This window comes from Streptomyces sp. NPDC093065, from assembly GCF_044754585.1.
Lineage (GTDB): Bacteria > Actinomycetota > Actinomycetes > Streptomycetales > Streptomycetaceae > Streptomyces.
Genome location: NZ_JBIVPJ010000017.1, coordinates 24,082 through 48,123, shown reverse-complemented (window position 1 = coordinate 48,123; position 24,042 = coordinate 24,082). Strand labels below are relative to the sequence as shown.

The 24,042-nt window shown below is 72.9% G+C and carries 23 protein-coding genes, 1 pseudogene and 1 riboswitch; of the genes and pseudogenes, 9 read left to right on the top strand and 15 right to left on the bottom strand.

All coding sequences use genetic code 11. From position 1 onward, the window contains the following. Window positions 1-14 precede the first annotated feature (14 nt). The 4 genes from ACIQFU_RS26440 (at window position 15) to ACIQFU_RS26425 (ending at window position 3,252) form a co-directional block, all read left to right on the top strand. The gene (locus tag ACIQFU_RS26440) at window positions 15-983 is read left to right on the top strand and encodes a MurR/RpiR family transcriptional regulator (RefSeq protein WP_402554661.1); all 969 of its coding nucleotides are present in this window, start codon (window positions 15-17) and stop codon (window positions 981-983) included. Between the two features lie 99 nt (window positions 984-1,082). Next, window positions 1,083-2,018, top strand: coding sequence for an N-acetylmuramic acid 6-phosphate etherase (gene murQ / locus ACIQFU_RS26435; protein WP_402554660.1), 936 nt, complete (start codon window positions 1,083-1,085; stop codon window positions 2,016-2,018). Between the two features lie 69 nt (window positions 2,019-2,087). Then, a complete protein-coding gene (locus tag ACIQFU_RS26430; RefSeq protein WP_402554659.1) occupies window positions 2,088-2,657 on the top strand; it encodes a hypothetical protein in 570 nt (189 codons plus the stop codon). 1 nt (window position 2,658) lies between these two features. Beyond that, a complete protein-coding gene (locus ACIQFU_RS26425) occupies window positions 2,659-3,252 on the top strand; it encodes a TetR/AcrR family transcriptional regulator (RefSeq protein WP_402554658.1) in 594 nt (197 codons plus the stop codon). A gap of 87 nt (window positions 3,253-3,339) precedes the next feature. Here the strand turns inward: ACIQFU_RS26425 and ACIQFU_RS26420 are convergent, their stop codons facing one another. From ACIQFU_RS26420 to thrC, 6 genes are all read right to left on the bottom strand, one after another. After that, on the bottom strand, window positions 3,340-4,902 hold the full coding sequence (locus ACIQFU_RS26420) for a carboxylesterase/lipase family protein (RefSeq protein ID WP_402554657.1): 1,563 nt from the start codon (window positions 4,900-4,902) through the stop codon (window positions 3,340-3,342). 33 nt (window positions 4,903-4,935) lie between these two features. Beyond that, window positions 4,936-6,066: an NADH:flavin oxidoreductase gene (locus tag ACIQFU_RS26415; RefSeq protein ID WP_402554656.1), complete on the bottom strand. Its 1,131-nt coding sequence runs from the start codon at window positions 6,064-6,066 to the stop codon at window positions 4,936-4,938. 227 nt (window positions 6,067-6,293) lie between these two features. Then, window positions 6,294-7,919 carry a chaperonin GroEL gene (gene groL / locus ACIQFU_RS26410; protein ID WP_007388714.1) on the bottom strand — a complete coding sequence of 542 codons (1,626 nt, stop codon included), beginning with the start codon at window positions 7,917-7,919 and terminating at the stop codon, window positions 6,294-6,296. A 326-nt stretch (window positions 7,920-8,245) separates the two neighbouring features. Then, the gene (locus ACIQFU_RS26405) at window positions 8,246-8,449 is read right to left on the bottom strand and encodes a cold-shock protein (protein ID WP_004929928.1); all 204 of its coding nucleotides are present in this window, start codon (window positions 8,447-8,449) and stop codon (window positions 8,246-8,248) included. A 432-nt stretch (window positions 8,450-8,881) separates the two neighbouring features. Further along, entirely contained in the window at window positions 8,882-9,157 is a 276-nt protein-coding gene (locus ACIQFU_RS26400) for a MoaD/ThiS family protein (RefSeq protein WP_030186288.1), read from the bottom strand. Next, the gene (thrC, locus tag ACIQFU_RS26395; protein WP_402554655.1) at window positions 9,154-10,464 is read right to left on the bottom strand and encodes a threonine synthase; all 1,311 of its coding nucleotides are present in this window, start codon (window positions 10,462-10,464) and stop codon (window positions 9,154-9,156) included. Before thrC ends, ACIQFU_RS26400 begins: the two co-directional genes overlap by 4 nt. Window positions 10,465-10,481: 17 nt before the next feature. Further along, a riboswitch (SAM riboswitch) is annotated at window positions 10,482-10,629 on the bottom strand. Window positions 10,630-10,770: 141 nt separating this feature from the next. Between thrC and ACIQFU_RS26390 the strand changes: the two genes are divergently transcribed. After that, entirely contained in the window at window positions 10,771-11,715 is a 945-nt protein-coding gene (locus ACIQFU_RS26390) for a glucosyl-3-phosphoglycerate synthase (protein ID WP_402554654.1), read from the top strand. An 8-nt stretch (window positions 11,716-11,723) separates the two neighbouring features. On the opposite strand, the gene ACIQFU_RS26385 is transcribed toward ACIQFU_RS26390, so the two are convergent. Then, window positions 11,724-12,458 (bottom strand): hypothetical protein, encoded by a 735-nt coding sequence (locus tag ACIQFU_RS26385; RefSeq protein WP_402554653.1) that lies wholly within the window; start codon window positions 12,456-12,458, stop codon window positions 11,724-11,726. A 146-nt stretch (window positions 12,459-12,604) separates the two neighbouring features. Between ACIQFU_RS26385 and ACIQFU_RS26380 the strand changes: the two genes are divergently transcribed. Continuing rightward, complete coding sequence (locus tag ACIQFU_RS26380) at window positions 12,605-14,008, top strand: trehalose-6-phosphate synthase (protein WP_402554652.1); 1,404 nt, start codon at window positions 12,605-12,607, stop codon at window positions 14,006-14,008. A 21-nt stretch (window positions 14,009-14,029) separates the two neighbouring features. Here the strand turns inward: ACIQFU_RS26380 and ACIQFU_RS26375 are convergent, their stop codons facing one another. The 6 genes and pseudogenes from ACIQFU_RS26375 to ACIQFU_RS26350 form a co-directional block, all read right to left on the bottom strand. After that, a complete protein-coding gene (locus tag ACIQFU_RS26375) occupies window positions 14,030-14,368 on the bottom strand; it encodes a hypothetical protein (RefSeq protein WP_402554651.1) in 339 nt (112 codons plus the stop codon). Between the two features lie 137 nt (window positions 14,369-14,505). Continuing rightward, entirely contained in the window at window positions 14,506-15,369 is an 864-nt protein-coding gene (gene otsB, locus ACIQFU_RS26370; protein ID WP_402554650.1) for a trehalose-phosphatase, read from the bottom strand. 349 nt (window positions 15,370-15,718) lie between these two features. After that, a pseudogene (locus tag ACIQFU_RS26365) lies at window positions 15,719-15,799 on the bottom strand (DUF3263 domain-containing protein); the annotation flags it as partial. 144 nt (window positions 15,800-15,943) lie between these two features. Further along, window positions 15,944-16,036 (bottom strand): DUF3263 domain-containing protein, encoded by a 93-nt coding sequence (locus ACIQFU_RS26360; protein ID WP_402554649.1) that lies wholly within the window; start codon window positions 16,034-16,036, stop codon window positions 15,944-15,946. A 186-nt stretch (window positions 16,037-16,222) separates the two neighbouring features. Beyond that, window positions 16,223-16,456, bottom strand: a complete 234-nt coding sequence (locus ACIQFU_RS26355) for a DUF3263 domain-containing protein (protein ID WP_402554648.1) — start codon at window positions 16,454-16,456, stop codon at window positions 16,223-16,225. A 21-nt stretch (window positions 16,457-16,477) separates the two neighbouring features. Beyond that, window positions 16,478-17,722 (bottom strand): extracellular solute-binding protein, encoded by a 1,245-nt coding sequence (locus ACIQFU_RS26350; RefSeq protein WP_402554647.1) that lies wholly within the window; start codon window positions 17,720-17,722, stop codon window positions 16,478-16,480. 160 nt (window positions 17,723-17,882) lie between these two features. Between ACIQFU_RS26350 and ACIQFU_RS26345 the strand changes: the two genes are divergently transcribed. The 3 genes from ACIQFU_RS26345 (at window position 17,883) to ACIQFU_RS26335 (ending at window position 21,087) form a co-directional block, all read left to right on the top strand. After that, entirely contained in the window at window positions 17,883-18,866 is a 984-nt protein-coding gene (locus ACIQFU_RS26345; RefSeq protein ID WP_402554646.1) for an ROK family protein, read from the top strand. Continuing rightward, window positions 18,866-20,011 (top strand): N-acetylglucosamine-6-phosphate deacetylase, encoded by a 1,146-nt coding sequence (gene nagA, locus ACIQFU_RS26340; protein WP_402554645.1) that lies wholly within the window; start codon window positions 18,866-18,868, stop codon window positions 20,009-20,011. The genes ACIQFU_RS26345 and nagA overlap by 1 nt, the downstream gene beginning before the upstream one ends. 143 nt (window positions 20,012-20,154) lie before the next feature. Next, window positions 20,155-21,087 (top strand): 1-phosphofructokinase family hexose kinase, encoded by a 933-nt coding sequence (locus ACIQFU_RS26335; RefSeq protein ID WP_402554775.1) that lies wholly within the window; start codon window positions 20,155-20,157, stop codon window positions 21,085-21,087. Here ACIQFU_RS26335 and ACIQFU_RS26330 read toward each other — a convergent pair. Then, the gene (locus ACIQFU_RS26330) at window positions 21,084-22,073 is read right to left on the bottom strand and encodes a carbohydrate-binding protein (RefSeq protein WP_402554644.1); all 990 of its coding nucleotides are present in this window, start codon (window positions 22,071-22,073) and stop codon (window positions 21,084-21,086) included. The two genes, ACIQFU_RS26335 and ACIQFU_RS26330, sit on opposite strands and share 4 nt — an antisense overlap. Before the next feature lie 120 nt (window positions 22,074-22,193). After that, on the bottom strand, window positions 22,194-23,858 hold the full coding sequence (cdgB, locus tag ACIQFU_RS26325) for a diguanylate cyclase CdgB (RefSeq protein WP_402554643.1): 1,665 nt from the start codon (window positions 23,856-23,858) through the stop codon (window positions 22,194-22,196). Window positions 23,859-24,042 lie beyond the last annotated feature (184 nt).

Genomic DNA, 24,042 nt, shown 5'->3' with positions numbered 1-24,042 from the left:
AATATCTTTCATGAGTGACCGATGAAGTGAAGGAAACTTTCGCGCACGCTTCCGGGGGCCGCCGCGCCGCCGGCGGGAGCGCGCCGCCCGCGCCCGCCGCCCTCGCGGCCAAGGTCCGCACCCTGGCGCCGTCGATGACGCGGTCCATGCAGCGCGTCGCCGAGGCCGTCGCGGGCGACCCGGCCGGCTGCGCGGCCCTCACGGTCACCGGCCTGGCCGAGCTGACCGGCACCAGCGAGGCGACCGTCGTACGCACCGCCCGGCTGCTCGGCTACCCCGGCTACCGCGATCTGCGCCTGGCGCTCGCCGGGCTCGCCGCCCAGCAGCAGTCCGGCCGCGCGCCCGCCATCACCACCGACATCGCGGTCGACGACCCGATCGCCGACGTGGTCGCCAAGCTGGCCTACGACGAGCAGCAGACCCTCGCCGACACCGCCGCCGGTCTCGACACCGTCCAGCTCGGCGCGGCCGTCGCCGCACTGGCCGCCGCCCGGCGCACCGACGTGTACGGCATCGGCGCCTCCAACCTGGTCGCCCAGGACCTCACCCAGAAGATGCTGCGCATAGGGCTCATAGCGCACGCCCCGGGCGACCCGCACCTCGCCGTCACCAACGCGGTGCAGCTGCACGCCGGGGACGTGGCCATCGCGATCACCCACTCGGGCTCGACGGGGGACGTCATCGAACCGCTGCGGGTCGCCTTCGAGCGCGGCGCGACGACCATCGCCGTCACCGGCCGCCCCGACAGTCCCGTCACCCAGTACGCCGACCACGTGCTGACCACGTCCACCGCCCGGGAGAGCGAGCTGCGGCCGGCGGCGATGTCGTCGCGCACCAGCCAGCTGCTGGTCGTGGACTGCCTGTTCGTGGGGGTGGCGCAGCGGACCTACGAGGCGGCCGCGCCGGCTCTGGCGGCGTCCTACGAGGCGTTGGCACATCGGCACGGGGCGCTCCGCGCGGGGGCGGGGGACCGTAGGGCTTGAGCTTTCGCGGGTGGCTGCGGGCCGAGTGTGGCTGGTCGCGCAGTTCCCCGCGCCCCTGGGTTAGTACAGGCATCGCAAGTTGAAAAGGGCCGTATTCCTATGACCTCCACCCCCCATCACCCCGACCTGCGTTCCCAGTTGGAGACGCTGACCACCGAGGCGTTCCGGCCGGAGCTGGCCGAGATCGACCAGTTGCCCACGCTCGACATCGCGCGGCTGATGAACGGTGAGGACGCCGGCGTGCCCGGCGCCGTCGCCGAGCGGCTGCCCGAGATCGCCGCCGCGATCGACGCCGTGGCCGTCCGGATGGCGCGCGGCGGGCGGCTGATCTACGCGGGCGCCGGTACGGCCGGCCGGCTCGGCGTGCTGGACGCCTCGGAGTGCCCGCCCACCTTCAACACCGCCCCCGGCCAGGTCGTCGGCCTGATCGCGGGCGGCCCGGACGCCATGGTCACCTCCATCGAGGGCGCCGAGGACTCCCCGGAGCTGGCCCGCGCCGACCTGGACGCCCTCGCGCTGAGCGCCGACGACACGGTGGTCGGTGTCTCGGCCTCCGGCCGCACCCCGTACGCCGTCGGCGCCGTCGAGTACGCCCGCTCGCTCGGCGCCCTGACCGTCGGCCTCGCCTGCAACCGGGACAGCGCGCTGGCCGCCGCCGCCGAGCACGGCATCGAGGTGGTCTCCGGACCCGAGCTGCTCACCGGCTCCACCCGGCTGAAGGCGGGCACGGCGCAGAAGCTGGTCCTGAACATGCTGTCGACGATCACCATGATCCGGCTCGGCAAGACCTACGGGAACCTGATGGTCGACGTCCGCGCCTCCAACGAGAAGCTGCGGGCCCGCTCGCGCCGCATCGTCGCGCTCGCCACCGGCGCCGCCGACGACGACGTCGAGCGCGCCCTGACGGCGACCGACGGCGAGGTCAAGGACGCGATCCTGGTCCTGCTGGCCGACGTGGACGGCCCGACGGCCGCCCGCCTCCTGGCGGAGTCCGGCGGACACCTGCGGGCGGCGCTGACGGCGGCGCACGGCTGACCGTCCGCCGCCACCCTCGCTCCGGCCGCGCGCCCGGGGCGGTCGGCGCCGTGTGCGATTCTGAGAGACATGAACCACGCCCAGCTGACCGCCCTGGGCCGCGCCCTGCGTCTCCTCGGCGAGCACGGCGAGGCCCTGACCGCCGACACGCCGGAGGCCAAGCTGCACGAGGTCCGCGCGGACCTCAGGCGTGCGCTGGACCAGCTGGAGGAGAGCGTCACGACGACGGCCCCCAGCACCCGCTGCCCCGAGCACCCGAACGGCCCGGTCGACCAGGCCGCTCCCGACCTGTGCCTCCTGTGCGAGACCCGCCGCCGCACGGCCCGCCGCGCCGAGTACGGCGGCGGCCCGGTGCCGCCCCGGCACACCGAGCCGGTCCAGTCCCGCTACGGCGTCCGGGGCGACCGCCCGCAGCCCCAGCAGCGCTGGCTGCCCGAGCTGTGGAACGGCCGGACGTGGCAGCTGTGCGGCACCCCGCGCCGCGACCGCCGCGAGGCCGAGCTGTACATCGCGGCCCAGCAGCGCGGCCCGCACGCGGCGACGGCCTACCGGCTCGTCCACGAGTTCACGGACTACGAGGTGCTGCGGGTGTGGGGCACTCCGGTACGGGTGGACACCGAACCGATGGGTGGCTTCTGACGTGGTGAGACGCAACGACCAGCGGCGCGCCGCCCTCGTCGACGCCGCGATCGAGGTGCTGGCCGCACAGGGCGCCCGGGGCCTGACCTTCCGCGCGGTGGACACGGAGGCCGCCGTCCCGGCCGGCACCGCGTCCAACTACTTCGCCAACCGCGACGACCTGCTCACCCAGGCGGGCGCCCGCGTCTACGAGCGCCTGCACCCCGACGAGGCCACCATCACCCGTCAGCGCACGGCCGGCCGCGACCGGGACACGTACGTGCTGCTGATGCGCGAACTGGTCGACCGCGTCGCGTCCTTCCGCACCGGCTACCTCGCCCTGCTGGAACTGCGCCTGGAGGCCACCCGGCGCCCCGAGCTGCGCGCGGTGCTGACCGAACGCGTCCGCGAGGACGTCGCCGCCAACGTCGCCTATCACGAGGCGTCGGGCCTCCCCGGCGACGCCATGGCCGTCAAGCTGCTCATCCTCACCCTGAACTGGCTGATCGTCGAACAGCTCACCCTGCCGGACGTGTTCACCGAGGAGGAGCGGGACCGGCTGGTGACGGCGGCGGTCGAACGCATCGTGGCACCGGACGGACCGGACCGGGTCTGATCCACCGCCCCCTGGCGTCGTAAGCCACCGGCACCACCGTCATGCCGGTCCGGGACTCGAAACCCCCGTAGGGCCCACGCCGCGCCTTCAGGCCGAGGCAGCCTGGTCGGTCTTCGTCGACGGGGTCAGGAGCGGCAGCGGGGCGAACTCGTAGCCCTCCCACAGGCGCCGGGACGTCTCCTCCGGGTACGGCGCCACGGCCGACTCGGCGTCGAGGACCCGCACGAGGCGCTGCCGGGTGTCGTACGCGGGCCAGCCCGGGTCTCCGGTGCGGGCGAAGGCCGTCCAGGAGGCACGGAAGCGGGACGACAGGGCCAGCGCCTCCTCCGACGGCTCCGCGTCGCCGAACTGGAGCAGGGCCAGGTCCGCCCGGAAGGCACCGAAGAGGAGGGGGACGTCCAGGGCGTGGCAGGCGCCCAGGGCGCCGTCGAAAGCCGGGGCGGGCCACGTCAGTTCGTAGACGTGGGCACGGCCGCCGCCCGCGAGGTGGGCCTCGGCCAGGTGCAGGGAGGGCATCGCGAACAGCCAGTCGGTCTGGACGTGTTCGTAGAGGTCGTTGGCCGACGCGTCCGGGAACGCCGCGCGGTAGGCCGCCTCGCCGCCCGGGGCGTACAGGCGCAGGGCGGCGCTCGCGCGGTCCTCGCCGATCGCGCCGAGCTTGCCCGCCATCGCGGTGAAGAGGCGGTTCTCGTCCCGGTTGTGACCCGCCATCAGGTCGATGCCGCGGGCCGCGCCGGACCTGAGCGCCTCCCACGGGGTGACCGGCAGGATCTCGCCGTCCACGACGGGCGCGTACGGGGTGATCGTGGGCGCCGCCTGGCCCCAGCGGGCGACGTTGCCCGGCATTTTCGGGGCGAGGCTCTGCCCGGCCTCGACGAGCCGGTCCGGGGCGAGAGCGGCGAGGTCGGCGACGGTCGGGCGCAGGCCCAGCTCGGCGGCCAGCGCCGTGCCGAGGTCCCGGGCGAGTTCCGGGGAGAAGAACGTACCGGGCACGCTCTGTGCGACGGCCCGCCGGAAGAGTCCGGCGGCGCGGGGCATCGCGAGCAGGGACGCCACGGAGCCGGCGCCGGCCGACTCGCCGAAGACGGTGACCTGGCCGGGGTCGCCGCCGAACGCGGTGATGTTGTCCTGCACCCAGACCAGCGCGGCCACCTGGTCGAGCAGGCCCCGGTTGGCGGGGGCGCCCTCGATGTGGGCGAAACCCTCCATGCCGAGGCGGTAGTTGAGGGTGACGACGACGAGGTCGCCGTCGGCGGCGATGCGGCGGGCGTCGTAGGCGGGGTTGCCGGAGTGGCCGAGTTTGTAGGCGCCGCCGTGGATCCAGACCATGACCGGGCGGTGGGCGGCCGGGTCGGGGGCGGGCGTCCAGACGTTGACGGTCAGCCAGTCGTCGCCCCGGGGGACGTCCGGGCCGACGCCGCCCGCGACGCCGGCGTCCTGCGGGGGCGGCGGGCCGAAGGAGTGGGCGTCGCGCACGCCGTCCCAGGGGCGGGGGCGACGCGGGGCGGCGAACCGGGCCTCCCCCACCGGGGGCCGGGCGAACGGGATGCCGCGGAAGACGGCCAGTCCGTTCTCCGTCCGGCCGCGCACCGCGCCGCAGACGGTGCGCACCACGGGTTCCACTGACTCGACGGGTCCAGGGATCGTCATCCTCCGGACCCTACGCCGTGGTGCGCACGGCGCTCAGCTCAGGGTCTTCAGCGACGCCGCGTCGTACGGGGCGAGTTCGCCGAAGCGGCCGGCGAGGACCTTCTCGGCCCACCGCGGGTCCTGGAGCAGCGCGCGGCCGACGGCGACGAGGTCGAACTCGTCGCGCTCCAGGCGGTCGAGGAGGTTGTCGAGGCTGCCGACGGAGGCGCCCTCGCCCTGGAATGCCTTGTCGAAGTCGCCGTCGAGGCCGACCGAGCCGACGGTGATGACGCTCTTGCCGGTGAGCTTCTTGGTCCAGCCGGCGAGGTTCAGGTCCGAGCCGTCGAACTCGGGGAGCCAGTAGCGGCGGGTGGAGGCGTGGAAGGCGTCGACACCGGCCGAGGCGAGCGGGGCCAGGATGGCCTCCAGCTCCTCGGGGGTCCCGGCGAGGCGGGCGTCGTAGGCCTGCTGCTTCCACTGGGAGTAGCGGAAGATCACTGGGAAGTCCGCGGACACCTTCTCCCGTACGGCGGCCACGATCTCGGCGGCGAACCTCGCCCGGGACACGGGGTCGCCGCCGTAGGCGTCGGTGCGGCGGTTGGTGCGGGACCACAGGAACTGGTCGACGAGGTAGCCGTGGGCGCCGTGGATCTCCACGCCGTCGAATCCGATGCGTTCGGCGGCCGCGGCGGCCTCGGCGAAGGCGCCGACGACGTCGTCCACGTCGCGCCGGGTCATCGCCTTTCCGGTGACCTCGTCCTCACCCTCGCGCAGGCCGGACGGGCCGACGGCGGGGGCGTCCGGGTAGGGCTGGTCCCCGGCCTTGCGGACCATGCCGATGTGCCACAGCTGCGGCACGATCGTGCCGCCTCCCGCGTGCACCGCCTCGGCGACCTTCGCCCACCCGGCGAGCTGCTCCTCGCCGTGGAAGCGCGGCACGCGGTCGCTCTGCCCGGCCGAGTCGTGGCCGACGTAGGTGCCCTCGGTGACGATCAGTCCGACTCCGGCGGCGGCGCGGCGCGCGTAGTACGACACCACGTCCTCGCCGGGGACGCCGCCCGGGGAGAACATCCGGGTCATCGGCGCCATCGCGATGCGGTTCGGCACGGTCAGGCCGTTGATGGTGGCCGGGCGGGCGAGCAACCGGGCGGCGCGGGTGGCGGCCTCGGCGGGGGTGACGGTCACGTGGGGCTCCAGAGGGGGGTACCGGTTGGTATGTGCGCGTGCATTCATCGCACTCCACGGTGAACGGCCCCGCCCCGCCAGGGCATTCCACCCCTGCCCTCCGACCGGACGTGACCCGGGCCACATCCGCCCGGAGGGCGGGCGGAAACGCCCGAGGGCGGCACCCCCCTCTCGGGGAGTGCCGCCCTCGGTCCGTGCAGGACGGTCGATCAACCGGAACCGGTCGATCAGAAGTCCATGTCACCGCCCGGCATGCCGCCCGGGGCGCCCGCCGCGGCGGCCTTCTCCGGCTTGTCGGCGATGACGGCCTCGGTGGTGAGGAACAGCGCGGCGATGGAGGCGGCGTTCTGCAGGGCAGAGCGGGTCACCTTCGCCGGGTCGATGATGCCTTCGGCGATCATGTCGACGTACTCACCGGAGGCGGCGTTCAGGCCGTGGCCGACGGTCAGGTTGCGCACCTTCTCGACGACGACACCGCCCTCCAGGCCACCGTTGACGGCGATCTGCTTGAGCGGGGCCTCCAGGGCGAGCTTCACGGCGTTGGCGCCGGTCGCCTCGTCACCCGACAGCTCCAGCTTCTCGAAGACCTGGGAGGCCTGGAGCAGGGCCACGCCACCACCGGCGACGATGCCCTCCTCGACGGCCGCCTTCGCGTTGCGGACGGCGTCCTCGATGCGGTGCTTGCGCTCCTTGAGCTCGACCTCGGTGGCGGCACCGGCCTTGATGACGGCCACGCCGCCGGCCAGCTTCGCCAGACGCTCCTGGAGCTTCTCGCGGTCGTAGTCCGAGTCGCTGTTCTCGATCTCGGCGCGGATCTGGTTGACCCGGCCCTGGACCTGGTCGGCCGAGCCGGCGCCGTCCACGATCGTGGTCTCGTCCTTGGTGATGACGACCTTGCGCGCGCTGCCCAGCAGGTCCAGCGTGGCGTTCTCGAGCTTGAGGCCGACCTCCTCGGAGATGACCTCGCCGCCCGTGAGGATGGCGATGTCGCCGAGCATGGCCTTGCGGCGGTCGCCGAAGCCCGGGGCCTTGACGGCGACGGACTTGAAGGTGCCGCGGATCTTGTTGACGACCAGGGTCGACAGGGCCTCGCCCTCGACGTCCTCGGCGATGATCAGCAGCGGCTTGCCCGACTGCATGACCTTCTCCAGGAGCGGCAGCAGGTCCTTGACGTTGCCGATCTTGGAGTTGGCGATCAGGATGTACGGGTCGTCGAGCGACGCCTCCATACGCTCCATGTCGGTGGCGAAGTACGCCGAGATGTAGCCCTTGTCGAAGCGCATACCCTCGGTGAGCTCCAGCTCCAGACCGAAGGTCTGGGACTCCTCGACGGTGATGACGCCTTCCTTGCCGACCTTGTCCATGGCCTCGGCGATGAGCTCGCCGATCTGGGTGTCGGCGGCGGAGATGGAGGCCGTGGAAGCGATCTGCTCCTTGGTCTCGACATCCTTGGCCTGCTCCAGCAGGGCGGCGGAGACGGCCTCGACGGCCTTCTCGATACCGCGCTTGAGGGCCATCGGGTTGGCGCCGGCCGCGACGTTGCGCAGGCCTTCCTTGACCAGGGCCTGGGCGAGAACGGTCGCGGTGGTCGTACCGTCACCGGCGACGTCGTCCGTCTTCTTGGCGACTTCCTTGACCAGCTCGGCGCCGATCTTCTCGTACGGGTCCTCGAGCTCGATCTCCTTGGCGATGGAGACACCATCGTTGGTGATCGTGGGGGCGCCCCACTTCTTCTCGAGGACGACGTTGCGGCCCTTGGGGCCGAGCGTCACCTTGACGGCGTCCGCGAGCTGGTTCATGCCGCGCTCGAGGCCGCGCCGCGCCTCCTCGTCGAACGCGATGATCTTGGCCATGTGAAGTGGTCCCTCCAGGACTGGGGGTGATTCCTTCGGACCGCGCCCGCGCCCGCGACGGACGGCTCGCCGGCCTTGTGGTTCCTTCCCCACCCGGCCCGCGGGCCTCACCGACCCGGTCCTTCGTTGTCACTCTCACCTTCAGAGTGCTAACGCCAATGATTAGCACTCGCCCCTGTCGAGTGCAAGCGCCTCTCGCTGATCCGGCCCGCCGGTCAGCCACCCGCGAACAAGGGGACGGCTGGCGTCCGGGCAGGCCGAAGGGCCCGTACCCAGCGGGTACGGGCCCTTCGGATGAAGACCGGGTGCTGTGGCGGCCGCGCGTCTCAGGCGCTGAGGCGAACCATGTCGGCCTGCGGGCCCTTCTGACCCTGCGAGATCTCGAACTCGACCCGCTGGCCTTCTTCGAGGGTGCGGTAGCCGTCCATCTGAATCGCGCTGTAGTGGACGAAAACATCCGCACCACCGTCGACCGCGATGAAGCCGTACCCCTTCTCCGCGTTGAACCACTTGACGGTGCCCTGAGCCATGCCTAACTCCCCTATTACTGGCCCTTGCACAGATCCGCACTTCGCGGACCCGGGTCAGACCTCACCCCCCACGACTGGGGGCGTGCGCCGGAACGCGTCGACCGCGGCTGAATGTATCTGTCCAACTGCCGTCTGCAACAGGTCAATCGGACGAGAAATCTGGACGCGACCGGTCCGGAATGTAGCGAGAATTCGCCTGAATTCGGGTCAAGGCGGGGCACACAAAGGGAACAAAAGCCTCAGAACACGCCCGCACTTTGGCTGCTTCTTGTCGGACGGACGGCAGGAATTAACGGTTCCCGTTGTGCCGATCGGGAGCGCGTTCCCCAACTCTACCGCGCTCAATCACATGGAATTGCCCCCTCCGTTTCTCTCACGGAGAGGGCAATTCACACTACAAGGTGTATCTGCGGTGGATCTACGACGACCGCGTCAGCCGCCGGCGACCGCCGGGATGATCGAGACGCCCGCGCCGTCCGGCGTCGCGGTCTCGAGGCCCTGCTCGAAGCGCACGTCGTCGTCGTTGACGTAGACGTTGACGAAGCGGCGCAGCTTGCCCTGGTCGTCCAGGACGCGGGCGGCGATGCCGGTGTGGTTCTTCTCCAGGTCGGAGATGACCTCGCCGAGGTTGGCACCGTCGGCGCTGACCTCGGCCTTGCCGCCGGTGTAGGTGCGCAGGATGGTCGGGATGCGAACGGTCACGCTCATGCGAGGCCAGCCTCTCGGAAGGAGTCCAGGTTGGGACGGATCGTGGCGGTGAGGCCGGTGCCGGCCACCGCGTCGAGGGTCTTGAGGCCGTCGCCGGTGTTGAGGACGACGGTGGTGAGCGACGGGTCGAGCAGGCCGTCCTCGATCAGCTTCTTCGTGACGCCGACCGTCACGCCGCCCGCCGTCTCGGCGAAGATGCCCTCCGTGCGGGCGAGCAGCCTGATCGCGTCCACGACCTGCTCGTCGGTCACGTCCTCCACGGCGCCGCCGGTGCGGCGGGCGATGTCGAGGACGTAGGGGCCGTCGGCCGGGTTGCCGATGGCCAGCGACTTGGCGATGGTGTCCGGCTTCTGCGGGCGGACCACGTCGTGGCCGGCCTTGTAGGCCGTGGAGACCGGCGAGCAGCCCTCGGCCTGCGCGCCGAAGATCTTGTACGGCCTGTCCTCGACCAGGCCGAGCGCGATCAGCTCCTTGAGCCCCTTGTCGATCTTCGTCAGCTGGGAGCCGGAGGCGATCGGGACGACGAGCTGGTCGGGCAGCCGCCAGCCGAGCTGCTCGCAGATCTCGTAGGCGAGGGTCTTGGAGCCCTCGGCGTAGTACGGCCGCAGGTTGACGTTGACGAAGCCCCAGCCCTCGCCGGCCGGGTCGCCGATCAGCTCGGAGCAGAAGCGGTTCACGTCGTCGTAGTTGCCCTCGATGCCGACCAGCTCACCGCCGTAGACGGCGGCCATGACGACCTTGCCCTGCTCCAGGTCGTGCGGGATGAACACGCAGGAACGGAAGCCGGCCCGCGCGGCGGCGGCGCCGACGGCACCGGCGAGGTTGCCGGTGGAGGAGCAGGACAGGGTGGTGAAGCCGAAGGCGCGGGCGGCCTCGATGGCCTGGGCGACGACGCGGTCCTTGAAGGAGTGCGTGGGGTTGCCGGAGTCGTCCTTGACGTAGAGCCCGCCGGTGACGCCCAGTTCGCGGGCGAGGTTGTCGGCCTTGACGAGCTTGGTCCAGCCGGGGTTGATGTTCGGCTTGGTGGCCACGTCGGCGGGGACGGGCAGCAGGGGGGCGTAGCGCCAGATGTTCGCTGGGCCCGCTTCGATCCGCCCCCGCAGTTCCTCGGTGTCGTAGGCCGAGAAGTCGTAGGCGATCTCGAGGGGGCCGAAACACTCCTCGCAGGCGAAGACCGGTCCGAGCGGGACCTTGTGGCCGCACTCGCGGCAGCTCAGGGCGGCGGCGGGGCCGAGGTCGACGGCGGAACCCGAGGCGTTCCGGGTGGTCGCGGCGTTCGTGGTGCTTTCGGCAGTCTGCACAGCCATGGAGGCGAGGCCCTTTCTCCTCATCTTCCTCACGACGCATCTCGCCGTGAGACGGATTTGGCACCTTCCCTAGCCGGGAGCCTCGCCACGTCTGTGTGACAAGAGCCGGCTGGAGGGTTGCCGGGGCTTCATCGGGCCGTATCCCTCTGCCCCTCTGGATGAGCGGTATGTGGTTGTTTTTCCGTTGTGCGCGCGACGACCCCGGCATGCGGTGGTCCCACGCGTTGTTCAAGACTGTAACCGAAGGCCAGGACGGTTGAGATAGTCGTCCGTACCGCGAGACGGATCACAAAGGAGCCACCGGACGTGCTGGAAGAAGTCGAGCGCTGGCTGAACGCACGCTCCTGGTCCGCCGGGGACCGCACCGTCCAGCGGCTCCTGTCCGCCAAGCACGCCACCGGGCAGTCGGTCAGCGTGGTGCTCCCCGCCCTGGACGAGGAGGCCACGGTCGGCGACATCGTCAGGGTGATCCGGCGGGAGCTGATGCTCCGGGTCCCGCTCGTCGACGAGGTGGTGGTCGTGGACTCCGGGTCGAGCGACCGTACGTCACAGGTGGCCGCGGCGGCCGGCGCCCGCGTCGTGCACCGCGACGCGATCCTCCCCCGCATACCCGCCGTGCCGGGCAAGGGCGAGGTGCTGTGGCGCTCGCTGCTGGTCACCGGCGGGGACATCGTCTGCTTCGTCGACGCCGACCTGCGCGAGTTCTCCGCCGACTTCGTCTCCGGGATCGTGGGCCCGCTGCTCACCGACCCGGACGTGCACCTCGTCAAGGCCATGTACGACCGGCCGCTCGGTGCCGCACCCGGGCAGGGCGGCCGGGTCACCGAGCTGATGGCCCGCCCGCTGCTCAACATGCACTGGCCGCAGCTGGCCGGTTTCGTCCAGCCGCTGGGCGGCGAGTACGCCGCCCGCCGCTCCCTGCTGGAACGGCTCCCCTTCCCGGTCGGCTACGGCGTCGAACTGGGCATGCTGGTCGACGCCCTGCACCTGGTGGGCCTGGACGCGCTCGCGCAGGTCGACGTCGGGGTCCGCGTCCACCGCCACCAGGACGGGCGGGCGCTGGGCCGGATGGCCGCCGCGATCTACCGCACCGCCCAGCTGCGGCTGGCCCGCGGCCACCTGGTCCGGCCGGCACTCACCCAGTTCGAGCGGGGTGTCGACGGGTTCGAGCCGCGCACCTACGCCGTGGACACCGAGGAACGGCCCCCGATGACGGAGATCGCGGAGTACGCGGCCCGGAAGGTGGCCTGACCCCGGCCTCAGCCGGGGACGCCGTCCGACCAGCGCCACCGGCCGCCGGAGTCCAGCTCGCAGGTCAGGTACTCGCCGCCGCGGCCGTGGGTGTGCAGGCCGTGGTGCTTGTTGGCGCAGAACTGGCCGTCGGCGTAGCAGTTGCCGGCCGGGCTCATCAGCTCGCAGACGCCCGAGCCGCCACCCGAGCCGCCACCCGAGCCGCCGGTGGTGCCGCCGCCCCCGCTCGTGCCGCCGGTCCCGCTGTCCCGGGTCTTCGTCGGCTTCGGGGCCGGCTTCGGCGTGTGCAGCAGACGCCCGTCGCAGTCGCGGCCGTCGCGGGGGACGGTGAAGGTCACGGCGCCGGATCCGCCGCTCTGCTCGCAGACCTTCTCGCCGCTGCCCCAGGAGGAGGCCCGCTGTCCGGTGCCCTGGAGGCGCACGGTGTAGCCGACGTGCGCCTTCTTGGCGGCGCTGACGGCCGCACCGATGCCGCCGCCGGTGAGATCCGGCAGGGTGACGGCGGTCGGGGTCCCGGTCGGCGTCGGGGGCTCGGTGCTGGGGGACGCCTCGGGGGTGGGGCTGCTGCTCGGCGTGGCGGTGGCGGTCGGAGTGGCCGTCGTGGGTGCCGCGTCCGCCTTCGTGCTCGTGTCGCCGTCACCGTCGCCGCAGCCCGCCAGAGCCAGGGCGCAGGCCGCGATCAGTGCCGCCGTGCCGGTGAGCCGGCCGGTGCGCGGCCGTCTCGTACGTATGCGTATGGGCATGGTTCGCCCGCCCCCCAAGAAGTTGAAATATGCACCGCATATCCTCGACCCGTTCACAGTTTCTGCACAAGACGCGTGACCGAATCGCCGCCGAGGTGACACCGGGAAACGTTTGAGGTTCGGGGGGCCGGGCTAGGTTGAGGCGTATGGCTTCAAGCTTCGGTGCTGCTCAGGTGCTGGTCGCCTCCAACCGGGGGCCGGTCTCGTACGAGGTGCGGGAGGACGGGTCGCTGCACGCCAAACGCGGCGGTGGCGGGCTGGTTTCGGGGCTGTCGGCCATCGGGCCCGACGCGGGCGCGCTGTGGGTGTGCTCGGCGCTCGGCGACGGCGACCGCGAGGCGGTGCGGCGCGGGGTCGGCGAGGACGGTGTACGGATGCTGGACGTACCGGCCGACGTGCACGCGGACGCGTACAACGGGATCGCCAACTCGGTGCTGTGGTTCGTGCACCACATGCTGTACCAGACGCCCCTGGAGCCGGTCTTCGACGCGGAGTTCCGGCGGCAGTGGGCCTCCTACGAGGAGTACAACCGGGCCTTCGCCGAGGCGCTGGCCGAGGAGGCGGCCGAGGGCGCGGTCGCGATCGTGCAGGACTACCACCTGACGCTGGTGCCGGGGATGCTGCGCGAGCTGCGCCCGGACCTCAGGATCGGCCACTTCTCGCACACGCCGTGGGCCCCGGTCGACTACTTCCGGCTGCTGCCGGACGACATCGCCGAGCAGGTGCTGCGCGGGATGCTGGGCGCCGACCGGCTCGGGTTCCTCACCCGGCGCTGGGCCGACGCGTTCACCGCCTGCTGCGACGCCGTGGTGGGCGGCACGGGCGGCACGGAGATCGGCGTGCACGGGCTCGGCGCCGACGGGGACTTCCTGCGCAAGCGGTCGCACGAGGCGGACGTCGAGGAGCGGATGGCGGCGCTGCGGGAGGAGATCGGCACCGCTCCGGAGGGCGGCCCGCGCCGCACCGTCGTGCGGGTGGACCGGACCGAGCTGTCCAAGAACATCGTGCGGGGGCTGCTGGCCTACCGGGAGCTGCTGGCGGGACGGCCGGAGTGGCGCGAACGGGTCGTGCACGTCGCGTTCGCCTACCCCTCGCGGCAGGACCTCGCCGTGTACCGGGAGTACACGGCCGAGGTGGAGCGGGTCGCGAACGCGGTCAACGAGGAGTTCGGCACGCCGGGGTGGACGCCGGTCGTGCTGAATCTGAAGGACGACTTCGCACGGTCGCTGGCGGCGTACCGGCTGGCGGACGTGGCGCTCGTCAACCCCGTCCGCGACGGGATGAACCTGGTCGCGAAGGAGGTGCCGCTGGTCTCCGACGCGGGGTGCGCGCTGGTGCTGTCGCGGGAGGCGGGGGCGTACGAGGAGCTGGGCGCCGACTCGGTGCTGGTGAACCCGTACGACGTGGTGGGCACGGCGGACGCGTTGCACGAGGCGCTCGGCCTGCCGGCGGGGGAACGGGCCGAGCGGTCGAAGCGGCTGGCGGACGCCGGCACCGCGCTGCCCCCGGCGCGGTGGTTCCTGGAGCAGCTGGAGGCGCTGCGGCGCTGACGGGCCGGGGCGCGGCCGGGACTACTCGGCCTGGACCGGCGGGCAGGTGCCGCTCTCCTCGCCGATCGAGTTGATCTCGGCGTTCGGCCTCGGGTCACCGGCGTAGTCCAGCTGGTCCGTGCACTTCTTCTCCCCCGCACCCTGGTCCGGCTTCGCCTGCTCCGGGCTGTCCGAGGACGTGCCGCCGGCGGCGGTCCCCTCGTCGGCGGTGGGGGTCTGTGCGGTGCTCGTCGCGGTGGCGGTGGTGGAAGGGGCGGGGACGCCGGTGCTGCCGCCGTCCGCGTCGTTGCCGCAGGCGGTCAGCGCCAGCCCGAGGGCCACGGCGGCGAGGGCGAGCATCGGGGTCTTCCTGACGGTCATGACGGTTCCTCCACGGCTTGTGGCCTCATCGAGCAGGCTTTACGGCGGGCAAGACCGCGGGGCGGCAGACCGGGTTGCCGGGCCCGCCGGGTCCGGACACGCCTGTGACGGGCGGGGGAACCGTCCGTGACGTTGTCTCAGGCCAGCCGGTGCGCGAGGGCCGCCAGGAGGGCCACCACCCCGGCCGGGCCGGGCACCTCGACGTCCGCGCGCCTGCGCAGTTCCGTCACCTCGTCGCTGGCGCTGCAGACCAGGAGCCCGGGGGTGCCCTCGGCGCGGAGGGTGTCGACGGCCGCGTAGGCCGGGAGGTCGCCGAGGTCGTCGCCGGCGAAGAGGACGGAGCCGGCGTCGAGGGAGTGGACGTACGACCTGAGGGCGGCGCCCTTGTCCATGCCGGGTGGGCGCAGTTCCAGGACCATGCGGCCGGGTTCGACGATCAGGCCGTGGCGGGAGGCCAGGCCGGCGAGGGGGGCGCGCAGGGCTTCGAAGGCGGCCTGCGGGTCGGGGGCGCGGCGGGTGTGGACGGCGACCGCGTGCCCCTTGTCCTCCGTCCAGGTGCCCTGCGCCGCGGACCCGGACCGCTCCAGCAGTCCCGGCAGCTCGGCGCGGACGGCGGCGACGCCGGGGTGCGGTTCGGGCGTGGTGAGGGCACCGGTGGCGGCGTCCCAGCGCTCGGCGCCGTAGTGGCCGAGGACGACGAGGCGGTCGAGGCCGGGGACGTCCGCGAAGCCGCCGTGGTGGACGGCGACCTCGGCGGGGCGCCCGGTGATCACGGCGACCGAGGCGACCTTCGGGGCGAGGGCCGCGAGCGCCGGTACGGCCTCGGGGTGGGCGCGGGCCCGGTCGGGGTCGGGCACGATCGGGGCGAGCGTGCCGTCGAAGTCGAGCGCGACCACCGCACGGCCGGGATCGGCGAGCAGGGCGTCGAGCCCTTCGCGTCCGGCGGCCGTCGCGGGCGTCGGCAGGGAGTCGTCTCGCGTGGAGTCCTGGTGGCTGCCCATACCGCGAACCTATCCCGCCGGCCCCGGCCCCACGCGCCACCCACGACGGCCACCGCCCGACACACCCCGGCGGCGCTTCACGCGGCCCCGGCGCGTACCCGCCCGGCACGGCGGTCCGGGCCCGCACAACCGGCACGGACGGGCCGACTCGCCGCCCCGCGCCGGCCCGAGCGGGGCGGGGCCTCAGCGCTCCGAGCGGCGTGAGTCACGGACGGCGGTCCGGGCCGGTACAAGGGCCAGCCGGTACGCGCGGCCCCAGCGCCCCAAGCCCCCAGCACGGGCGCTCCACCCCGCGCACGCCCTCGGCGCGCCGCGCGGGCCGACGCGAGGCCCCGCCCGGCGCGGGCCCTCAACGCTCCGAGCGGCGTGACTCACGGACCCGGCGCAGGCGGTTGACCGTCACCGGGTCGGCGGCCAGGGCTCGGGGAACGCCCGTCACCACGCTCGCACACCGTCCCCGGCGGCGCTTCACGCGGCCCCGGCGCGTACCCGCCCGGCACGGCGGTCCGGGCCCGCACGACCGGCACGGACGGGCCGACTCGCCGCCCCGCGCCGGCCCGGGCGGGGCAGGCCCTCAACGCTCCGAGCGGCGTGAGTCACGGACCCGGCGCAGGCGGTTGACCGTCACCGGGCCGGCGGCCAGGGCTCGGGGAACGCCCGTCGCCACGCTCGCACACCGTCCCCGGCACGGCGGTCCGGGCCGGTACAAGGGCCGGCCGGTACGCGCGGCCCCAGCGCCCCAAGCCCCCCTGCGCGGCCTGGCCGGCTCGTCGCCCCAGCACAGGCGCTCCACCCCGCGCACGCCCTCGGCGCGCCGCGCGCGCCGACGCGATGCCCCGCCCGGCGCGGTCCCTCAGCGCTCCGAGCGGCGTGAGTCACGGACCCGGCGCAGGCGGTTGACCGTCACCGGGTCGGCGGCCAGGGCTCGGGGGTCGTCCAGGAGGGCGTTGAGGAGCTGGTAGTAGCGGACGGGGGCCAGGCCCAGTTCCTCGCGGATGGCGCGCTCCTTGGCGCCGGGGCCGGAGAAGCCCCGGCGTTCCAGTGCGAGGATGCTCCGCTCCCGCTCGGCCAGTTCTCCCGGGTCCATGTACGGCACCGTACCGCCCGGCTACTCCGCGCTGCCCGCCCGCATGGCCGTCGCCTGGATCTTGCCGAGGACCTCCGTGGGGCTGCCGCCGGAGGCGACCGCCTCGCCGATGTGCTTCTTGACGTCCGTGCTGACCGAGGCCCAGGAGGTCTTGCCGACCGGGTACAGCTGGGAGAGCAGCAGCTCGTCCAGGAACGGCTTAAGGTTCTTGTCCTCCGCGGCGGTGCTCATGGTCTGGGAGGCCGAGGTGGTCACCGGCAGCAGACCGTACTCGCGGGAGAAGTCGAGGACGTTCTCCTCGCTGTAGACGAAGTCGAGGAAGTCACCGATCTCGTCCTGGTGGCCGTTCTTCTTGAAGGCCGTCATCCAGTCGGAGACACCGAGGGTGTTCCTGCTCTCGCCGTCGACGCCCGGCGTGGTCACCATGCCGTACTCGACGCCCTTGTCGGAGGCCGTCTTCATCAGCGAGGGGTGCCCGTTCAGCATGCCCACGTCGCCGGCCGCGAAGGCGTCGAAGGCGTCGGCGCGGTTGAGCTTGCCGGGCGCGACGGGCCCGGTGAGGCCCTTGCCGACCAGCTCGTCGCGCAGCCAGGTGAAGGTGGTGACGTTCTGCGAGGAGTCGACGGAGTAGGTGCCGACGTCGTCGGTGTAGCCGCCCCCGCCGCTGAGCATCCACTGCATCGTCTCGGCCGGTGCCTCCTCGGGGCCCAGCGGCAGGGCGTACGGGTACTTCACGCCCTTCTCCTTGAGCGCCTCGGCGGCCTCGGCGAGGTCGTCCCAGGACTTGGGCGGGGTGACGCCGGCCTCGCTGAAGAGGGTCTTGTTGTAGAAGAGCACGCGGGTGGAGGCCGCGAAGGGCAGGCCGTACTGCACGCCGTTGACCTGGCCGGCGCCGGCCAGCTGGGAGACGAAGTCGGCCTGGACCGGGATGGAGAGCACGTCGTCGGCCCGGTAGAGCAGGCCCTTGTCCGCGTAGTCGGAGTAGGCGCCGATCTGCGCCATGTCGGGCGCCTTGCCCGCCCCGACCATCTCGCGGACCTTGCGGTCGACGTCGTTCCACGAGTACACGGTGACGTCCACGTGCACGTCGGGGTTCTTGGCCTCGTAGGAATCGACCAGGTCGTCCCAGTACTTCTGGGAGCTGTTCTCCTTGCCGTCGCCGTAGTCGGCGGCGACGAGCCTCAGGGTCACCCCGTCGGAGTCGCCGGTCAGCCCGCAGCCGCCGAGGACCGCCGTCATGCCCAGCGCGGACACCACCGCGATCATTCCTGTCCTACGCCGCTGCACCCTGTTCCCCAACCCTGCCGACGACTCGGCGTTCACTGCCAGTTGTTCACTGCTCGTTCGCGCGTTCGCTTACCGGATTAAGGTCTACACCACGTGAGTGGACTAGACCTCTCGCGGGTAGACGGGCCACACTGTCCCCGTGAGACATGTCATCGCCCTCGATGTGGGCGGCACCGGGATGAAGGCCGCCCTGGCGGGGCCTGGGGGCGAGCTGCTGCACCAGGCGCGCCGGGCCACCGGCCGTGAACGGGGCCCCGAGGCGGTCGTCGCGGGCATCCTCGACTTCGCCGCCGAGCTGCGGGCCTACGGCGCGGACCGCTTCGGCGAGCCGGCCGGCGCCGCCGGCGTCGCCGTTCCCGGCATCGTCGACGCCGAGCAGGGCGTCGCCGTGTACGCGGCCAACCTCGGCTGGCGCGACGTGCCGCTGCGGAGGCTGCTCGGCGAACGGCTCGGCTCCATACCGGTCGCCCTCGGCCACGACGTGCGCACCGGCGGGCTCGCCGAGGGCAGGATCGGCGCCGGCCGGGGCGCCGACCGGTTCCTGTTCGTGCCGCTGGGCACCGGCATCGCGGGTGCCATCGGCATCGACGGCCGGGTCGAGGCGGGTGCGCACGGCTTCGCGGGCGAGATCGGCCACGTCGTCGTACGCCCCGGCGGCCTCCCGTGCCCGTGCGGGCAGCGCGGCTGTCTGGAGCGGTTCGCGTCCGCGTCGGCGGTCAGCCAGGCCTGGGCCGAGGCCTGCGGCGACCCGGAGGCGGACGCCGCCGACTGCGCCAAGGCCGTCGATTCGGGCGACGCCCGCGCGCTCGCCGTGTGGCGGGACGCGGTGGACGCGCTCGCCGACGGGCTGGTCACCGCGCTCACCCTGCTGGACCCCCGCGTCCTGATCATCGGTGGCGGCCTCGCCGAGGCGGGGGAAACCTTGTTCACACCGCTGCGGGACGCGGTCCGGCGGCGGGTCACCTTCCAGAAACTGCCGGAGATCGTCCCCGCCGCACTCGGGGACACCGCCGGCTGCCTGGGTGCCGGGCTGATGGCCTGGGACCTGCTCGACACCGCTTCTCCGACTCACACGGCTTCCACGGCTGCCACGGCCGCGACTCCCCCGGAGGTAACCACCTGATGGCCCCAAGCAAGGTTCTCGCCGGTGCCCGGGTGGTACTGCCCACCGGGACCGTGGACGACGGACGCGTGATCGTCGACGGCACGCGGATCGCGGACACGGCTCCCCCGCAGGCCGAGGTCGTCGACGTGTCCGGCCACTGGGTGGTCCCCGGCTTCGTCGACATCCACAACCACGGCGGCGGTGGGGCCTCCTTCACCGGCGGTACGCCCGAGGAGATCCTCAAGGGCGTCGAGACCCACCGCCGGCACGGCACCACCACGGTGGTCGCCTCCGTCGTCACCGGTGACCTGGACTACCTCGCCCGGCGGGCCGGGTTGCTCGCCGAACTCGCGCAGCAGGGCGACATCGTTGGCATTCACTTCGAGGGGCCGTTCATCTCCCCCTGCCGCAAGGGCGCGCACGACGAACAGCTGCTGCGCGACCCCGACCCGGCCGAGGTGCGCAAGCTGGTCGACGCGGCACACGGCCACGCCATGATGATGACGCTGGCGACGGAGCTGCCGGGCGGCCTGGACTCCGTACGGCTGCTCGTCGAGCACGGCGTGATCGCGGCCGTCGGGCACACCGACGCGACGTACGAGCAGACCGTGCAGGCCATCGACGCGGGCGCCACCGTCGCCACACACCTCTTCAACGCGATGCCCCCGGTCGGCCACCGCGCCCCCGGCCCCATCACCGCGCTGCTGGAGGACGAGCGGATCACCGTCGAGCTGATCAACGACGGCACCCACCTGCACCCGGCCGCGCTGCAGCTGGCCTTCCACCACGCGGGTGCCGGCCGGGTCGCCTTCATCACCGACGCGATGGACGCGGCCGGCTTCGGCGACGGCCGCTATCTGCTCGGCCCGCTGGAGGTCGAGGTCACGGACGGTGTGGCCCGGCTGGTGGAGGGCGGCTCGATCGCGGGCTCCACGCTCACCCTGGACCGCGCCTTCAAGCGGGCGGTGACGGTGGACGGGCTGCCGGTCGGGGACGTCGTCGCGGCGATCTCCGCCAACCCGGCGCGGCTGCTCGGCCTGGAGGACCGCATCGGCTCCCTGGAGCCCGGCAAGGACGCCGACCTGGTGGTCCTGGACGACGCCTTCGACCTGGTGGGCGTCATGCGCCGGGGCGAATGGGTGGTCGATCCCCAACTGGGCTGATCCGTCCCCGAGTCCGCTCCGGGTCCGGCCGGTGACGGCCGACCCGGGGGCTGGGCCGACCGCCTCCCTTTTGGCATGATCGTGTCGTGGAGCACGGCTCCGCGGGCACACCCAGCCGCAGACGATCGGGGGAGGCCGGCACGGTGATCCTCACCGTCACTCTCAACACCGCGCTCGACATCACCTACCGCGTCCAGGGTCTGAGGCCGCACGCCTCCCACCGGGTGACCGAGGTGACCGAGCGGCCCGGCGGCAAGGGGCTGAACGTGGCCCGCGTGCTGGCGGCCCTCGGCCACGAGGTGACGGTCACCGGCTTCGCGGGCGGCACCACCGGGGGCGTCGTGCGCGAGCAGCTGACCGGCGTGCCCGGGGTGACCGACGCGCTGGTCCCGGTCGCGGGGGCGACGCGGCGCACCGTCGCCGTGGTCGACGAGCGCACCGGCGACACCACCCAGCTCAACGAGCCCGGCCCGGCCGTGGCGCCCGCCGAGTGGAACGCCTTCCAGGAGGCGTACGGGGACCTGCTGACCGGCGCCGCCGCGGTGGCCCTGTGCGGCAGCCTGCCGCCGGGCGTCCCGGTGGGCGCGTACGCCGGGCTGGTGCGGTCCGCGCGCGCCGCGGGCGTGCCGGTGCTGCTGGACACCAGCGGGGAGCCGCTGCGGCGGGGGCTGGCCGCCCGCCCGGACCTGATCAAGCCGAACGCCGACGAGCTGGCCGAGCTGACCGGCTCGCACGAGCCGCAGCGGGCCGCGCAGGCCGCCCGGCGCCGAGGTGCCCGCGCGGTGGTCGCCTCGCTGGGCGCCGAGGGACTGCTCGCGGTGACCCCGGAGGGCCGCTGGCGGGCCGCCCCGCCGGCCCATGTGCACGGCAACCCGACCGGCGCGGGCGACTCCGCGGTGGCGGGCCTGCTCTCCGGCCTGGTGGAGCACCTGCCCTGGCCCGACCGGCTGGCCCGCGCGGTCGCCCTGTCGGCGGCGACGGTGCTGGCGCCGGTGGCGGGTGAGTTCGACCGGGCGGCGTACGAGGAACTGCTCGGACGCGGGGTCGCGGTGACGGCGGAGGCGGGCGCGGCCTAGTTCTTGACCTGGCCCTTCTTCAGGGAGAACTGGTCCAGCAGGACGTTGCACTTGTCGCCGTCGGCGCAGGACAGCGTGATGGTGTTGGTGCCCTTGTTGAGGGTCGGCCAGGCGTAGGTCTTGGTCCAGCCCTTGGCGAAGTCGCCGTCCTCGGCGTGCGCGAAGTTGCCCAGGTTCAGCTTGCTGCCGAACTCCTTGCCGTTGACCGTCAGGGTCATCGACTGGTCCTCGCCGGCCGCGCTGTACGTGGTGAAGAGGGTGTAGAGGCCGTCCTCGGGGATGCCGTTCACGGACCAGGTGACCGAGGCGCCCGGCTGGTCGAGGTTGGCCACGTAGACGCCGCCGGCCGACTGGGCGCCCTCCACGTCCGACGCCAGGGAGGCGGGGCCGCCCAGCCGCATCGCCTTCGCTTCGACGGAGGGCAGCTCGACCTCCTCCTCGGCACCGCCGTCGCTCGCCGACGGGCTCGGCTCGGTGCTCTGGGACTGGGTGGGGGCGGAGTCGCCGCCCGCCTCGTCGCCGCCCTTGTCGTCGTCGGCGCCGTTGCTCGTCATGGCCACGATGATGCCGATGACCACGGCGGCGACGACCGCCACCGCGCCGATCAGCAGACCCTTGGTGTTGGGGCCGCGGCGCCCGCCGCCCCCGCCGTGGCCGGACGGCTGCTGCGGGGCCCCGGGGCCGCCACCGCCGGGGAAGGTCTCCGGCGCCGCGTAGTGCGCGTTCGGCTGGCCGTACGTCCCCTGCGGCTGGCCGTAGGCGCCCTGCTGGGGCGGGGCGGCCTGGCCGTAGGCGGCGGTCTGCGCGCCCTGGCCCTGCGGTGCCCCGTACTGCCGTGTGCCGACGGGACGCACCCGGTTGACGGAGTTCGGGTAGCCGTAGCCACCGGACGGCGGCTGGGCCCCGTTGGCCTGCCCGTCGGCGTAGAGGTAGCCGAAGGGGTCGTCGTCCTCGGGCGTGCTCGCGCCGTTGTTGCCGGGCGTCATCCCTAGGTCTCCTAACCAGATGCGGTGCGTGGTGCGGTACGGGTCGTGAGAGAGCGAGCCTACCCGCTCCCACACACCCAAAAGGGTGACTCAGACCGCATCAGGGCGCCGACCTGGTGATCATCCGGCTCGGCGGTGCTGTTTGGGACGAGATCGTTTCTCGACGTACATCCGTTCGTCGGCGGACTTCAACACCTCGTCCGCCGTCATGCCGCAGTGGGCCCATCCGATGCCGAAGCTGGCGCCCACGCGGACGGCCCGGCCCTCGGCCCGGATCGGCTGGATGATCTCGTTGCGCAGCCGTACGGCGAGGTCCTGGGCGTCGGCCCGGCCGAGCCCGTTGGCGAGGATCACGAACTCGTCGCCGCCGAGCCGGGCCACGGTGTCGCCGTCGCGGACCCCGCCGCTGAGCCGCCGGGCCACCTCGATGAGCACGGCGTCCCCCGCGTTGTGCCCGAACCGGTCGTTGATCGACTTGAAGCCGTCGAGGTCGCAGAAGAGCACCGCGAGCCCCTTGGTGCCGTCGTCGCGGCCGTCCTCGGGGGCCACGGCGTGCACATGGTGGTCGAAGGCGCCGTACGGCTCGGTCACCGCGCCGAAGTCGAAGGTGTGCCCGCCGGAGTCGAACACGGCGGGATGCCCGTAGGCGGCGTCCATGGCGTCGGCCACGGCCGCGTGCGAGGACTGGGGGCGCTGGCACAGCCGGGCGGCGAGGCGGGAGCGCAGCTCGGCGCTGTTGGGCAGGCCGGTGAGCGAGTCGTGGGAGGCGCGGTGGGCGAGCTGCAGCTCGCGGCGCTTGCGCTCCTCTATGTCCTCGACGTGGGTGAGCAGGAAGCGCGGCCCGTCGGCGGCGTCGGCGACGACGCTGTTGCGCAGCGAGACCCAGACGTAGGTGCCGTCGCGGCGGCCCAGGCGCAGCTCGGCCCGGCCGCCCTCGGCGGAGGTCCGCAGCAGGGTGCCGATGTCCTCGGGGTGCACCAGGTCGGAGAAGGCGTAGCGGCGCATCGAGGAGGCGCGGCGGCCCAGCAGCCGGCACAGCGCGTCGTTGGTACGCAGGATGCGGCCGTGCTGGTCGCCGCCCATCTCGGCGATGGCCATGCCGGAGGGGGCGTACTCGAAGGCCTGCCGGAAGCTCTCCTCGCTGGCCCTGAGCGCCTGCTGGTCGCGCTCCAGCCGGACCAGGGCGCGCTGCATGTTGGAGCGGAGCCGGGCGTTGCTGATCGCGATGGCGGCCTGGAACGCGTACATCTGCAAAGCCTCGCGGCCCCAGGCGCCGGGACGGCGGCCGTTGCGCGGCCGGTCCACGGACAGGACGCCGATCAGTTCGCCGCTGTTGCCGCCGCCCTGCGGGCCCGGCGCGTACATCGGGGCGAAGAGCCGGTCCGAGGGGTGCCACTCGTCCTCGAAGCGGGGCGCGGGCCCGTCCGTGTACCACTGCGGGACGTCGTCGTCGTCGAGGACCCAGCCCTCGGTGTGGGGTATGAAGATCAGGTCGCCCCACTGCTCGCCCATGTTCAGGCGCCGGTCCCAGGACTCGCGGGAGCCGGAGCGTCCGGTGATGAGCGCCTCGGCGGCCTGGTTGCCGGCGAAGGCGGCGACGACGAGGTCGCCGTCGGGGCCGACCAGGTTGACGCACGCCAGCTCGTAGCCGAGGGCCTGGACGACGCCGTCGGCGACGGCCTGCAGGGTGTCGGCCAGGCTGCGGGCCTTGTTCATGTCGGCCATGGCCTGGTGCAGCTGCCGCAGGGACGCAAGGCGGACATAGGGCTCCGAGTCGGTCTCCATGCTCGCCCTCCCCCCGAGACCTCGCAGTGAATCAAGGGTTCTCTTCGGCGCCTTTACTGATGGTGCCCCGGATCGTGCTCTTGCAGGTTCCCCGCCACTGAATCACAGCGCGCTCCCCACTCGGTACACAGGGTCAACAATTACCGCCCCTTGTGACTCAAGTCACAGCGAAACCTGAACAATT